Raw genomic sequence first — 13,460 nt, forward strand, 5'->3', positions numbered from 1 at the left:
TCGTTGCTAAGTTAAGATTTGTTTTGCGAGTAACAATACAATTTTCTTTTATAGAAATATTTTACGCTCTGTGATCAGGCTGTATAAATGTTTTATCTTAATGGACTTGTTTTCTCATATACAATTTGCTGTCCGGAATATTTTTTATTTTACTTTTGTTTTATGGAAAAAAAATATGAGATTCATTTTGCTCCCTTACAGGGGTATACGGACTGGATTTACCGGAATACTTTTGCCCGTTTTTTTAAAGGAATAGATGTTTATTATACTCCCTTTATGCGTGTGGAGAAAGGGAATACTTTCCGTAACAGGGATATGCGGGATGTAGATCCCGTCAATAATAAAGTCCAGGATTTGATCCCTCAAATATTACCGGGTTCTCCCGAAGAATTGAAGCATTTTATTTTTTTCCTTCTCGCAAAAGGATATTCCAGGGCAGATATTAATTTAGGGTGCCCTTTCCCTCTGATTGCCGGACAGAAAAAAGGAGCAGGTATGTTGCCTTATCCGGATAGAGTAGGAGCTGTGTTGGAAACGGTAACGGAATTTCCGAAAGTCCGTTTTTCTGTAAAAATGCGTTTGGGCTGGGCGGATAAACAGGAATGTTTGAATTTGGTATCTATTTTGAACAATTGTCCTCTCGTTCATATTACTCTTCATGCACGTACAGGGAAACAGCAATATAAAGGAGAACCTGATCTGAAAATGTTTGAGCGTTTTTATCAGGAATGTCAGCATCCTTTATTGTATAACGGAGATCTGAATACTGTACCTCAAATACAGGAAACCTTGCAAAAATTTCCTCTCTTAAAGGGAGTTATGTTGGGACGCGGTTTGTTAGCTGATCCTGCTTTAGCAGAAAATTATGTGTACAATAGCCCGGAGGATCCTGTTGTCGCTACCCGGAATAAAGATTTTATAGGGGCACTTTTTGTGGCTTACCGGGATTATCTGAAGGATGAGAGATTATTGTTACAAAAAATGAAATCCTATTGGGAATATTTTTTGCCGGGGACCGATTATAAATTGAGAAAAAAATTGCAGAAGGCAAAGAGAATTGACGATTATCGGGAGATATTGAATTTGATTTTTTAGATTTAATCCTTATTTCCTTTTTTATATTCTTCCGGGAAAAGATTGTTTTTCGCTGTAGGTACGAAGAATAGTATACTGCCGGTTCCGATTACTCCTAAAGCAAATAAAAGAATCCGCATATGCCAGTTTTCAAAAAAGATAAATGCAGAAATATTAATCATCGTCCACATACAAAGTATAGAAATCCATTTGGAAGTCAGGCTTATTCCCTTTTTAGATTCGTAATGCCGGATATATCTACCCAACCACCTGGAACGATGCAGCCGGTCATGTAATTTTCGGGAACTTTTGTAAAATAACCAGGAACTCAATAACAAAAAAGGAGTAGTGGGCAAACCCGGAATAAATATCCCGATAATGCCTAAAATAATAGAGAGTATACCTAGAGTAATATAGAGTATTTTACGCATATTCTGACAAGTTTATTTTCCTCTATTCAAATAAACTTTATTTGAATAGAGGAATAAGCTTGTGTTTAAATTACAATGTTCACGATTTTTTTAGGAACAATGATTATCTTTTTCACGGTTTTGCCGGCCAGATATTTATCTGTTTCAGGGGCATTTTTTACTGTCGTTTCAATTTCAGCGGAACTGGCTGATAAGGGTATTGTCAATTTAAAACGGACTTTCCCGTTAAACGAAATCGGGTATTCAAAAGTATCTTCTATCAGATATTGTTCATCCCATTGGGGGAAAGTTGCCGTTGTGACACTTCCTGTATTTCCCAGTTGATGCCATAATTCCTCAGCAATGTGGGGGGCATAAGGAGCTATGGCGATGGTAAGGGGTTCCAATACAGCCCTTTTGTTACATTTTAAAGCAGTCAGTTCATTTGTACAAATCATGAATGCCGGAACGGAAGTGTTAAATGAAAAATTTTCAATATCCGATTCGATCTTTTTCAAGGTTTTGTGTAATATTTTTAATTCTTCTTTGGTCGGAATTTCTTCTGTTACATTTAATTTATCGTTATTGATGTAAAGCCTCCAGAATTTTTTTAAAAATTTGAATACTCCGTCTATCCCTTGGGTATCCCAGGGTTTATGTGCTTCTAACGGTCCAAGGAACATTTCGTACAAACGTAGGGTATCTGCTCCGAACTCTTCGATAATGTCATCGGGATTGACGACATTATACATGGACTTGGACATTTTTTCAATTGCCCATCCGCAAATATATTTCCCGTCTTCCAGAATAAATTCTGCATCTTTGTATTCCGGCATCCAGTTTTGGAAAGCTTCCAGGTCCAGAATGTCGTTGTGGACGATATTGACATTTACGTGAATCTCTGTGGTTTCATATTGGTCTTTTAACCCATGAGATACAAAAGTATTGCTGCCTTGTATACGATACACGAAGTTTGAACGGCCTTGTATCATACCTTGATTAATCAGCTTTTTGAAAGGTTCTGCTTCGCATACATAACCCAGATCATAAAGGAAATGGTTCCAAAAACGGGAATAAATCAAATGACCGGTGGCATGTTCTGCCCCTCCCAGATATAAATCCACATTTCTCCAATACTCATCCGCTTCTTTACTGACCAGGGCCTGGTCATTGTGCGGATCCATATAGCGAAGATAATAGGCTGAGGAGCCGGCAAATCCCGGCATTGTATTCAGTTCTAAGGGATATCCTTCTTCTGTTTTCCAGTTTTTGGCACGTCCTAATGGAGGTTCTCCTGTTTCTGTAGGTAAATATTTGTCAATTTCCGGCAATTCCAAAGGTAATCTGGATTCATCCAGTGTATAAGGCATGCCGTCCTTATAATAAACGGGGAAAGGTTCTCCCCAGTATCTTTGACGGCTGAAAATAGCATCCCTCAGACGGTAATTGATTTTACTTTTCCCGATTCCCCGTTTTTCCACTTCTTCAGCGATCTGTTTGATGGCTTCTTTGACGTCTAGTCCGTTGATAAAGCCACTGTTGATCATTTTCCCTTCTTTCGCATCGTAAGAACTTTCAGAAAGATCGCATCCCTGCCCGTTGTCGATGACCGGAACAATAGGTAGATTGAATTTCCTGGCAAAAGCATAGTCCCGGCTGTCATGGGCGGGCACTGCCATTATGGCCCCCGTTCCGTAACCCGCTAAAACATATTCGCTGATCCAAATAGGAATGGATTCTTGGGTAAAAGGGTTTATCGCGTAAGATCCGGAAAATACCCCCGTAACTTTTTTAACTTCCGTTTGGCGTTCCCGTTCTGTTCGTTTGGCTACATAATTCAGATATTCTTCAACTTCATGCCGCTGGCTTTGCGTAGTCAGTTGCTTTACGTAGTCGCTTTCGGGAGCCAGGACCATAAAGCTGACTCCAAAGATGGTATCCGGACGGGTAGTGAAAATTTGTAATTTTATATCTGAATCCTTCACTTCAAAAATTACGTCTGCCCCCTGGGAACGACCAATCCAATTCCGTTGGATATCTTTCAGAGAATCGGACCATTCGACCGTATCTAAACCTTCTAACAAACGCTGCGCATAGGCGGAGACCCTCAAAGACCACTGCCGCATTTTTTTCTGAACTACGGGATAGCCTCCCCGGACAGAAATCCCTTCTTTTACTTCATCATTGGCTAGTACTGTTCCCAGTTGGGGACACCAGTTAACCATTGTTTCTGCCAGATAGGCCAAACGGTAATTGAGTAATATTTCCTGTTGTTCTTTTTCTGTTTTTGCATTCCAGTTTCCGGCTGTAAAATGGAGCTGTTCGCTACAAGCTACATTTAAATTTGCTGTTCCGGAAGTTTCGAAAGCTTTTACTAATTCGGCTATAGGCATTGCCTTTTGTTTTTCGTAATTGTAAAAGCTGTTGAACATTTGAATAAATGCCCATTGTGTCCATTTGTAATAGTGCGGGTCGCAGGTCCGTACTTCCCGGTTCCAATCAAAGGAAAAACCGATTTTATCCAGTTGTTCCCGATAACGGTTGATATTTTTTTCCGTTGTGAGGGCTGGATGTTGCCCGGTCTGTATGGCGTATTGTTCTGCAGGTAATCCGTAAGCGTCGTATCCCATTGGATGCAGGACGTTAAACCCTTTCAAGCGTTTGTAACGGGAATATATATCAGAAGCGATATATCCCAATGGATGGCCGACATGCAGTCCAGCTCCTGAAGGATAAGGGAACATATCCAGTACATAGTATTTCGGTTTATCCGGATCTATTTCTACTTGGTATGTTTTATGTTCTTTCCAATAGTTTTGCCATTTTTTTTCGACTTCTTTGAAGTTATATTCCATGATTTGATTTTTTTATGATTTCATTTTGAGGCACAAAGATATAAAGGAAAAAGAAAAGGTGAAATGTAAAGGCTTAAAACTTCTTTGAAGAACAGGGAATATTCTCCATAAGAAATATTCCGTAAAAATAAAAAACCGTCCAAAAATTTTTAGACGGCTTTTTATGAAAATTGTAATTCAATTATTTGTTGAAAGACTTCAGAGCACTTTTCCAATCAAAGCCTTGTATGGGAGAGGTTAGCTGAGGATTTGCATTTTTCCCCAGATTTAATCCAATCTCAATTGTTTCGGATGTCGTCACTAAAGTTACCACTTCGTCCAGGAATGTCTGTAAAGCTTCTGCAGTAACAATGCCCAAACCAATATCCATTGGTTCCATATCTTTTACCAATGCTTTTACAACATCCATCATACCCATAAACGGTACCATCATAGTCTTGTCGGCATAGGCTAACATATTATCTCCATTCAAATCGAGAATAAGGGGTAAGCCTTCTGAAAGTATTGTCAGGATGTTTACCGGCTGTTGGTCCTGTGCGACACTTCTGGGCAGCAGTTCCTCTACGTCAATTGCAATGTAAATTTTCCCGTCTTTAACATTATACCGGGCTATGCCTTCTGCTAAAGTAACCGTATCAACCGGATTCATATTTTCATCTGTTACGGCATAAGTAGCTGTTAAATCCCCGTCTTCCTGCAACTCAATGTTATAAAGAAAATTGGGAACCATTATGGCGAAAATCGCTTTAGTAAAACTAACGAAGCCTGCTTCCTGCTTCTCTATATTATCTTTTATAGCGAACGACAATTTAGATCCGTCTGAAAGAATAAGCGGAAGTCTTATGGAATCAATGTCTGTTGCGATTTTGAAATGCAAAGGGCCTTTCCCCAGAAGTTCGTTCGGATCCGTACTTTCCTGTTGTTCGATTAGTTTCCAGTTACCTACAACTTTAGAAGTGACTTTAAAAGTACAATTCAGGGTCAATACCCCTTCCGTAATATTTCCTTCTGCGGTAATCACGCGGTCTGTGGTTTCACTTTTCCCTTCCAGACTATAGTTATCTCCGCCGGTATTGGTGAGAAGAGCATTGATGTAAAGATTCGTCTCTCCGGGGATTAAGCTCTTTAAAATCAGGTTAGCTGTGGTTTCGTTCAAAGCCTGAATGCTAACAGTTTTACCGCTTATTTCTTTACCGTTGAGTGTCAGTTTTAAATTCGCAGCGGTGTATTGGGCAGTAATTCTTTTGTAGCCGTCATTGTCGTCATCGTCACAGCTTACGAAAGTAGCTACTCCCAAAACAAGTAACAATAGGTAAATAAATCCTTTTTTCATGTTGTTTTTAATTAAAATTGATTTTTAAAATTGTTTTCCCTTTCTTTAAATCCGGCTGATTTAAAGAATTTTTCAAATAGTAAGAAATTGCAAAATGTATGCCAGACACTGAAAAAGTGTTTTTCTTCTTTTCCCGTTAATAGTTAAAATCTTTGGTTTTATGACGGAACGGATTTAATCCCGACGGTTTGATATTAAATAAATTATAACTCAGGACAAGTGTCCCTCGCATATTCAGCATTTTATAATCAAAATATTGATTATCCGGCTTAAAAATGTCTTTTAAACCACAACTTACCCTCAGGCCAATTTCCATGCGGGTTAATAATCTTCTTTCATATCCCAGAACTAAACCGGCATCCCAATTACTCAGAATATCATTGAAATTAATTTTTAGTGGTTCGTCTACAATAGGGCCGGAATAAACTCCGTTGTCATCCATCATGTACCCTTTATTTACCTGGATATTAAATTTACTGTTTATCATCCATGCAAAATATCCCCCGAATAAAATTCTGTCTTTTTCGTTCCGGAAAGTATATTTAGCGTATAAAGGAATTTCAAGCATTGTAAAATCCATTCCCATTTCGGCTGACCCGGTGAAACGAGCTACAACCCCGCGGTCTTCATCATTAAAACGCTGGTTTTTGAAACGTGCATCGGCATCGATAGCCACTTTCTTATAAGTGAGTTCTGTCCCTAATGTCCAGTGACGCACTAACGGAAAGGTTAATTTTACCCCTAAGGACGGGGATAATTGCGGGCGTGGATTGAAAGGTTTGGGAATATTGTTAAATGGGAAAGGAATAGCTCCCCCAATATCTGTACCGAGTTGTACTCCCAGGGCAAAGCGATATTCAACTTCCTGCGGGTCAGTAGTGTCTTTACTGATTTTAGAGGAGCGGCCCAGAGCGAGTAGCGTACAACATAAAAATAGAACTGAGAGATATAGTTTGATTTTCATAGCGGATGTTCTTGTAATTAATAATTTATTGTAACATTATCTACCGTTAATGTACTTCCTTTAGCTCCAATGAAATAATCTCCCTGGCGACTGGAGGTCATGACAATGGAAATATGAGTCGGTTCCAGAAATTTATAAGTGGAGTTGTATTCGATGGGAATTATATGGTTACTCCAGTTCCGGAAAGAGGCATCTCCCGTAAAGATTAATTCTCCGGCTCCTAATTCAATCAGGCCGTCCACCGGCTTATCATGGTATTCGAGGTCGCCTTTTCCTCCCCAATACAGCAGTTTTACCCAAATCCGGCCTTCATCTATTCCTGAAATGTCTGTCAATTTATATTTACCGTCTCCTCCTTTTACAGATTGTTGAAATTTACTTCCAGGAGTGTATTTTGCCTCTACGGAAATGGAAACAGGTCGCATGATAAAAGGAATTCCGAAATAAGTCATCTTGGCAGGATCATTTAAAGCCGACAAGTTCATTTGGAAATAACCTGTGAAAATTGTTCCTGCCGTAATCAAGTCCCCTATACCGATACCGCTCAATTCCTGGATGCCTGTTGTCATTTGAGCTGCTTTACCGCCGTTATGTTCTACAGGAGTCGTACCTGCTACAAACTGATTGTTTGCCGTCGCCCATCCTAACCCTTTTCCAGGAGTTGGATCGATATTCACATTTTTAGTACCTTCTTTGATCCAGCGTTCAAAATCACAATTTTCAATAGGAGGTACAATTTTTATGTTCCAGGTTTTGGTGTCTTCATTGTCGGCCAGTAATGTAATCTGTTTCTCATTGTCAGCGGGAGACTGGAAAGTAAAGGAGTCACCTTCATTATAATCTACATATCTGGCTGTTGCTGTTTTCGAGATTACAGGAGTGATCACAATCGGCCAGGAAAGAGATTGTTTCAATGTAATTAAAATGTTGTTGTCACGAGTCGTTACCGAATAACTATCTTTGGGTAAGTCGGGTGTAAATGAAAGAATTTCAGCATTCGGATTGTCAATGAGCTGAACGGTAGCCAAATGAGGCTTCCCGCTTTCTGAAATCATGTAAAAACTATAAGAGGTATAAACATCTTCAAACGTGAATTCTTTCAAATTCAAAGCGTTTTCATCTACACTAATGATGTCGTCTGTTGTAGATGAAAACTGAATATCGGCAGTTAGTTTTAACGGAAAATTTTTTCGTCCGAATAATAAAGGTATTGAAATCGTGTTTCCTTTACTGTCTTGAGTGATTGTAATATTATTATTATCTATCTCAATTCCATCGGAGACATGGGTAATTTTAAATGAGAGTACAGAGGCTTCATCACTCAGGTTGTCTACTTTTTCGCAAGAAGTTATGCACAGCAGACTCACTAATAATATATAAATATGATAATTTCGCATATATTCGTTTTTTTGTTTAATTAGATTTAATCTTTGCTTCTCTAAAATTTCCTGAACTTTAATGTTTAAAATTCTATATATTAATATTAAAATAAGTTTTTATTCTGCAAAAAGTATGCCATTTGGGTTAAAAATAAACTAAAAACTGAGTCTGTTTCAGAGTTCTATGCCTGTAATCAGGCGTAGGGCATATCCGATTCCGAAACTGATAGCGGCAATGCCCAGACTGATTAAGGCCATTTCTCCGAAACGTCTTTTAAAGCTTTCGCTTCGAACCACTGAATAATAATAATTAAAGACAGCGATTATAACGAGAGCCCCGCTCAGGCAAACTCCCAGAGCCCAGTATACATTATTCATCAATACGAAAGGCGCGATCAGTACAGCGACAGTAATAATATAGGCAATACCTGTATAAACGGAGGCTTTAAATGCGTTTTTATTATCTTTTTCTGCCCGGGTGGACAAATATTCAGAAGCAGCCATGGAAAGTGCAGCTGCAATTCCGGTGATTCCTCCGGTTAAAGCGACTAATCGGGGATGTTGTAAAGCAAAAGTGTAACCTGCTAAGGCCCCGGTAAATTCCACTAAGGCATCATTAAGTCCCAAAACAACTGAACTCATATAATTTAGTCCTTCTTCATCGATGAGGGAAATAAGCTTGGCTTCGTGTACTTCTTCTTCTGTCGCCATTTTTTGCAGATCTTCATTTTCCCATTGCCGGTATATTTTTTGTGCGGTATCTTCTCCTTTTTCCATCAGTTTAATTCCGAAAGTCAGACCAAATAAGCGAGCTATCCAAACATAACCTTCCACCTTCCATTTACGTGGAGCAGGTGCTTGTCCGGTGTATTTTTTTAGGGTTTGAAAATGAATTAACTCTTCCCTGGCAAGTTCCGACAGGACCTGACGGTTATGGCTTTTTTTTTGCACGGCAGCCAGGCGGGAATAAATGCAATGTTCTGTAATTTCGTTTACCTGAAAATCGGTGATTTGCTGGATTTCCTCTTCACTCATATAAACTTTAAATTAAAAGTTGTCCTTCTCTCATTTTCCTGCAAAGGTACGAAATATAAAGAAGGGATTATCTAAAAAATTGTCTTTTATTGCTTTATAGGGGACGGATACGTTTTCATTTTATCCTGATGGAGATAAAATTGTCCCCTCAATAGAGTCATTTCAGATAATTTTAGATAATCCTTTCTTCGCATGAAAAGGAATTATAATATAAAATGATCGCTGATGGATTTGTGTTCGTATACATTCCGGATGGTTTCTGCGAACATATCGGCAACAGAAATGATTTTAATTTTACTGGATTGTTGTTTCAACGGAATAGAATCGGTAAAAATAACTTCTTCCAAAGCTGATGCCTCAATTCGCTGATAAGCCTGACCAGAAAGGACGGCATGAGTAGCTACGGCACGAACAGTTTTAGCTCCCATGTTTTTCAGCATGTCGGCAGCTTTACAAATGGTGCCGGCTGTATCAATCATATCGTCGACAATCACTACATTTTTGCCTATTACATTTCCGATGGCTTTCATCTCTGACACTTCATTCGGTCTTTCCCTGGTTTTATGACAAATAACCAGGTCAGAATTGAAAAATTTGGCCCAGGAATTTGCTCTTTTAGAACCACCGATATCCGGAGAAGCAATAGCTAAATTGTCGAGTTTCAGTGAGCGGATGTAAGGTGCTAATACAGAGGAACCATATAAATGGTCGACGGGAATATCGAAAAAACCTTGGATTTGATCGGCATGTAAATCCATCGTCATAATTCGGTCAACTCCTGCTGCATGTAGCATATTGGCAACTAATTTTGCACCTATAGCTACCCGGGGCCTGTCTTTCCGGTCCTGGCGCGCAAAACCGAAATAAGGAATAACGGCGACCACTTTATAGGCAGATGCCCGTTTAGCTGCATCAATCATCATGAGCAATTCCATGAGATTATCACTGGGCGGAAATGTAGACTGTACGATAAATACATGATCTCCTCTCACCGTTTCATCATAAGCGGTAGCAAATTCTCCGTCACTGAAATTCAAAAAAATTTTTTTACCTAATTCTAAACCAAGCGATTTAGCAATATTTTCAGCAATGTATTTGCTGTTTTCCCCGGTAAAAATCTTGACTTCGGAAAGATCTGACATAAGATTATTTGATTCTTTAATTACACCTTTGCAAAAGTATATAATAAATTGGAAAACGGAAAAAGATTGGGGATTTATGATCGGCTTTCCGGAAAGAAAAGGATGCTATAAAGATAAAATATTGGTAATAAGAGAAATGGGAATTAAAAACGGTTTTTCGAAAAGTTTTTGAGATAATAAAACTTCGCTTTAACGTATATAGTCGAAGCGAGGTTTTATTTCAATGTAAATAGCTATATATCATAGTCATTTCATTTTGCAAGTAAACCAAGAAATAACTGTCCACGTTCTGTTAGTTGAAACTTCTGAGTAGGATGATTAGGTTTATCAGGGATAATTCTTTCGATCAGGTTGTTGGCAATCAATTTTGAATAACTTTATTTAATTGTCCCGAACTTTCTTTTGTCCCAAGGCAAGGGATATTTCTTGCCTTGATAAAGTATTATTTACTATACAGTGCAATACCTTCAAATATAATGTCGCCTTTTGCAACTCTTGCTGCACATCCTTTATCCGCTCTGCGTTCTGTAGATAATCCAGCCTTACAAACTGCACTTGAAATGATAATCCTACCTCCTTCCATCTAAGTTCGATATTAGGATATTCTTTCAGTTCATCGGCTATCAACTTCAAGCCATTACCCCATTGGTCGATGATACCAAGACGTTTGAAAACAGGGGCTATTACATTTGTTGAGTGCATCGCTCTGACGGCTTTCAGATTCTTCGCGATGCTCAGAATGACAAGACCAATGTTTTTTATTTGAAATTTGAACTGACTCTCAGTTCCTTAGCCAATTTTCCGGAACAGCCTCACTGTCGAAAGATATATTACGCTTTCTATGCTCCAATTCTGCAATGATCGTTTCATCTGCGAGGCGATTGGTCGAGCTGACACGAATATAGGTTCCCTGCAATTTCCCTTTATCTTTTAGGTAATAAGGCGGAGTGTTTCCTCTGAATATGATTGTAATGAGAAACAAGCGGGGTTATCGAAGAAGATAGTTATTCTCTTTTGGTGTGTTGTAGCAAAAAGTTACAGCACACCATCTTTCGGTTTGGCCCATTGTTTACTATACATACGCCCCATTATGAGAATGTGCCGTTTGAAATACCGAAGGGGTGGTGTTGGGTAACTTTTGGAACAATTTGTAAAAAACTGACAGATGGATCACATAATCCCCCTCCCAAACAACTAGAAGGATATACAGTTATAAGTGCTCAAAATATCAAAAATGGAAGAATCGTTTTCACTGATAAAGATAGATATACAGATGAAATCGGATTCCAAAAAGAAAATCCTAGAACTCAAATCAACAAAGGAGATATAATATTAGGAATTATTGGAGGGTCTATAGGCAATGTGGGAATTTATGAATATAACAAGCCTGTTATTGCTCAACGGAGCATTTCAATAATTGACACTTGTATCTCAAATCTGTTTTGTTTCTATTTGCTTCAGAATCAAATTTTTCAATCTTTCTTTTTAGAAAAAAGTAATGGAAATGCACAAGCTGGAGTTTATCTTGGTGAACTTGATAAAATGGTTATTCCACTTCCTCCACTTACAGAACAACAACGCATTGTGACAGAGATCGAGCATTGGTTTGCCTTAATAAACCAAATAGAGCAAGACAAATCTGATTTGCAGACTGTCATCAAACAAGCTAAAAACAAAATCCTCGACCTTGCCATTCACGGTAAACTTGTGCCGCAAGACCCGAATGATGAGCCAGCCATTGAACTCTTGAGGCATATAAATCCAGACTTCACACCTTTTGATAACGGGCATAGTGGGAAGTTACCTTATGAGATACCTGAGACATGGGTATGGTGTGGCCATAATTTTATCTTAGATATATCTGGTGGGTCACAACCTGCGAAGAATTATTTTGAAACAACACCTAAACCAAATTATATTAGGCTTTATCAGATTAGAGATTATGGGGAATCTCCAGTACCTGTTTATATCCCAATTAATCTTGCTTCAAAGCAAACCGAGAAAGGAGATATATTATTAGCACGTTATGGTGGTTCTTTAGGGAAAGTATTTCATGCTGAACAAGGGGCTTATAATGTTGCAATGGCAAAAGTCATCTTTAAATTTGATAATCTCATATACAAGGAGTTTGCATACTATTATTATCTATCTGACCTATATCAAGGTAAACTAAAAGAAATTTCAAGGACGGCTCAAGCAGGATTCAATAGTACAGACTTTAATGATATGTATTTTCCACTTCCTCCTATCAATGAACAACGACGTATAGTTCAAAAGATAGAGGAACTTTTCTCTGTTCTTGATAACATTCAAAAAGACCTTAGGAGTGTAAATGATTGCACTTCTAAGGTCTGCAATAAGATTACCAATTGACCACTTTATCCACTATCTTTTGCTGTTCACTTGCAGTACGACGTAGATAGATACGAGTAGTTTCTATGCTTTCATGCCCCATAAGGTCTGCAAGCAGGGCAAGGTCGTTAAAACGGTCAAGAAAGTTTTTAGCGAAACGGTGACGGAATGAATGAGGGTAAACAACTTCCTTATTCATTCCGTATTTTTCTGCAAAGTGTTTCAGTTGTTGTGCTATACCGCGTGTTGTAATGCGTTCCCCAAATCGGTTTAGGAATATATAGCCGGAAGTAAGACCTTTTTCTTTGAGCCATTTCGTAGCTTCTATACGCAAGTTCTTTGGAATATACAAACGACGTATTTTCCCGCCTTTGCTATAAAGATCAAGATGGCCAACTTGGATATGCTCCGCTTTAATGTGAAGCAATTCACTGACACGTGCTCCGGTAGCAGCCATGAACCATACGACAAAGTACCATTCATCGTAACCATCAGTTTTTAATCGAGCTTTCAGAAATTTATAATCAGCATCACTGATTACATTTTCTAAAAAGTTCTTCTGTTGCACTTTGACGAACTTTACCTTCAGCTTCTCTTGCTTGGTAAATTCAAGATACTTGTTAATACCTTGCAGCCGTAAATTGACAGTCTGCGGCTTGAAGTTTTCCACCAAATACCCTTTGTAGGTTAAAAGGTTCTTTTTACTTACTTCCCTGTAATGATTGAGGAAATACTGCACTGTCCATACATACGATGTAACGGTGTTTTTCGCTAAGTTAGTCTTAGCGAGATAATTTTTGAATGTTGTTACCATATTACATTGATTTATAATGAATACGGCTACAATATAAGAGAATGTATCGGGCATTATAAGAACTTGCCTGCCGGATGGGTGGTATGCAGACTCGAAGATATT

12 protein-coding genes are annotated in these 13,460 nt (G+C 38.5%); 2 read left to right on the forward strand and 10 right to left on the reverse strand.

The features are described from left to right. The first annotated feature begins 162 nt into the window (after nucleotides 1-162). Entirely contained in the window at nucleotides 163-1,095 is a 933-nt protein-coding gene (locus Q0465_RS00375; protein ID WP_298611218.1) for a tRNA-dihydrouridine synthase family protein, read from the forward strand. Nucleotides 1,096-1,097: 2 nt separating this feature from the next. On the opposite strand, the gene Q0465_RS00380 is transcribed toward Q0465_RS00375, so the two are convergent. From Q0465_RS00380 to Q0465_RS00415, 9 genes are all read right to left on the reverse strand, one after another. Further along, nucleotides 1,098-1,505 carry a YbaN family protein gene (locus tag Q0465_RS00380; protein ID WP_298611219.1) on the reverse strand — a complete coding sequence of 136 codons (408 nt, stop codon included), beginning with the start codon at nucleotides 1,503-1,505 and terminating at the stop codon, nucleotides 1,098-1,100. Between the two features lie 65 nt (nucleotides 1,506-1,570). Continuing rightward, the gene (leuS, locus tag Q0465_RS00385; protein WP_298611220.1) at nucleotides 1,571-4,339 is read right to left on the reverse strand and encodes a leucine--tRNA ligase; all 2,769 of its coding nucleotides are present in this window, start codon (nucleotides 4,337-4,339) and stop codon (nucleotides 1,571-1,573) included. Between the two features lie 181 nt (nucleotides 4,340-4,520). Next, entirely contained in the window at nucleotides 4,521-5,672 is a 1,152-nt protein-coding gene (locus Q0465_RS00390; RefSeq protein ID WP_298611221.1) for a DUF4925 domain-containing protein, read from the reverse strand. 136 nt (nucleotides 5,673-5,808) lie between these two features. Then, on the reverse strand, nucleotides 5,809-6,636 hold the full coding sequence (locus Q0465_RS00395) for an outer membrane beta-barrel protein (protein WP_298611222.1): 828 nt from the start codon (nucleotides 6,634-6,636) through the stop codon (nucleotides 5,809-5,811). 17 nt (nucleotides 6,637-6,653) lie between these two features. Further along, nucleotides 6,654-8,033: a PCMD domain-containing protein gene (locus Q0465_RS00400; protein WP_298611223.1), complete on the reverse strand. Its 1,380-nt coding sequence runs from the start codon at nucleotides 8,031-8,033 to the stop codon at nucleotides 6,654-6,656. Between the two features lie 156 nt (nucleotides 8,034-8,189). Beyond that, nucleotides 8,190-9,050: a VIT1/CCC1 transporter family protein gene (locus Q0465_RS00405; RefSeq protein ID WP_298611225.1), complete on the reverse strand. Its 861-nt coding sequence runs from the start codon at nucleotides 9,048-9,050 to the stop codon at nucleotides 8,190-8,192. A gap of 203 nt (nucleotides 9,051-9,253) precedes the next feature. After that, the gene (locus tag Q0465_RS00410; RefSeq protein WP_298611227.1) at nucleotides 9,254-10,192 is read right to left on the reverse strand and encodes a ribose-phosphate pyrophosphokinase; all 939 of its coding nucleotides are present in this window, start codon (nucleotides 10,190-10,192) and stop codon (nucleotides 9,254-9,256) included. Between the two features lie 251 nt (nucleotides 10,193-10,443). Next, the gene (locus Q0465_RS13655; RefSeq protein WP_367274292.1) at nucleotides 10,444-10,557 is read right to left on the reverse strand and encodes a Fic family protein; all 114 of its coding nucleotides are present in this window, start codon (nucleotides 10,555-10,557) and stop codon (nucleotides 10,444-10,446) included. A 16-nt stretch (nucleotides 10,558-10,573) separates the two neighbouring features. After that, the gene (locus tag Q0465_RS00415) at nucleotides 10,574-10,894 is read right to left on the reverse strand and encodes an ATP-binding protein (RefSeq protein ID WP_298611229.1); all 321 of its coding nucleotides are present in this window, start codon (nucleotides 10,892-10,894) and stop codon (nucleotides 10,574-10,576) included. A gap of 396 nt (nucleotides 10,895-11,290) precedes the next feature. Here Q0465_RS00415 and Q0465_RS00420 point away from each other — a divergent pair, with 396 nt between their 5' ends. Then, nucleotides 11,291-12,565, forward strand: a complete 1,275-nt coding sequence (locus Q0465_RS00420) for a restriction endonuclease subunit S (RefSeq protein ID WP_298611231.1) — start codon at nucleotides 11,291-11,293, stop codon at nucleotides 12,563-12,565. On the opposite strand, the gene Q0465_RS00425 is transcribed toward Q0465_RS00420, so the two are convergent. Further along, the gene (locus Q0465_RS00425) at nucleotides 12,555-13,358 is read right to left on the reverse strand and encodes a tyrosine-type recombinase/integrase (protein WP_298611234.1); all 804 of its coding nucleotides are present in this window, start codon (nucleotides 13,356-13,358) and stop codon (nucleotides 12,555-12,557) included. The genes Q0465_RS00420 and Q0465_RS00425 overlap by 11 nt on opposite strands. Between the last annotated feature and the right edge of the window lie 102 nt (nucleotides 13,359-13,460).

The sequence above is a fragment of the uncultured Odoribacter sp. genome, from assembly GCF_937966165.1.
Taxonomy (GTDB): Bacteria; Bacteroidota; Bacteroidia; order Bacteroidales; family Marinifilaceae; genus Culturomica.

What these genes read in the sequence shown, in the direction of transcription:
- Q0465_RS00375 (WP_298611218.1), top strand. Translation starts at nt 163, where the DNA reads ATGGAAAAAAAATATGAGATTCATTTTGCTCCCTTACAGGGGTATACG.
- Q0465_RS00380 (WP_298611219.1), bottom strand. Translation starts at nt 1,505, where the DNA reads ATGCGTAAAATACTCTATATTACTCTAGGTATACTCTCTATTATTTTA.
- leuS (WP_298611220.1), bottom strand. Translation starts at nt 4,339, where the DNA reads ATGGAATATAACTTCAAAGAAGTCGAAAAAAAATGGCAAAACTATTGG.
- Q0465_RS00390 (WP_298611221.1), bottom strand. Translation starts at nt 5,672, where the DNA reads ATGAAAAAAGGATTTATTTACCTATTGTTACTTGTTTTGGGAGTAGCT.
- Q0465_RS00395 (WP_298611222.1), bottom strand. Translation starts at nt 6,636, where the DNA reads ATGAAAATCAAACTATATCTCTCAGTTCTATTTTTATGTTGTACGCTA.
- Q0465_RS00400 (WP_298611223.1), bottom strand. Translation starts at nt 8,033, where the DNA reads ATGCGAAATTATCATATTTATATATTATTAGTGAGTCTGCTGTGCATA.
- Q0465_RS00405 (WP_298611225.1), bottom strand. Translation starts at nt 9,050, where the DNA reads ATGAGTGAAGAGGAAATCCAGCAAATCACCGATTTTCAGGTAAACGAA.
- Q0465_RS00410 (WP_298611227.1), bottom strand. Translation starts at nt 10,192, where the DNA reads ATGTCAGATCTTTCCGAAGTCAAGATTTTTACCGGGGAAAACAGCAAA.
- Q0465_RS00415 (WP_298611229.1), bottom strand. Translation starts at nt 10,894, where the DNA reads ATGCACTCAACAAATGTAATAGCCCCTGTTTTCAAACGTCTTGGTATC.
- Q0465_RS00425 (WP_298611234.1), bottom strand. Translation starts at nt 13,358, where the DNA reads ATGGTAACAACATTCAAAAATTATCTCGCTAAGACTAACTTAGCGAAA.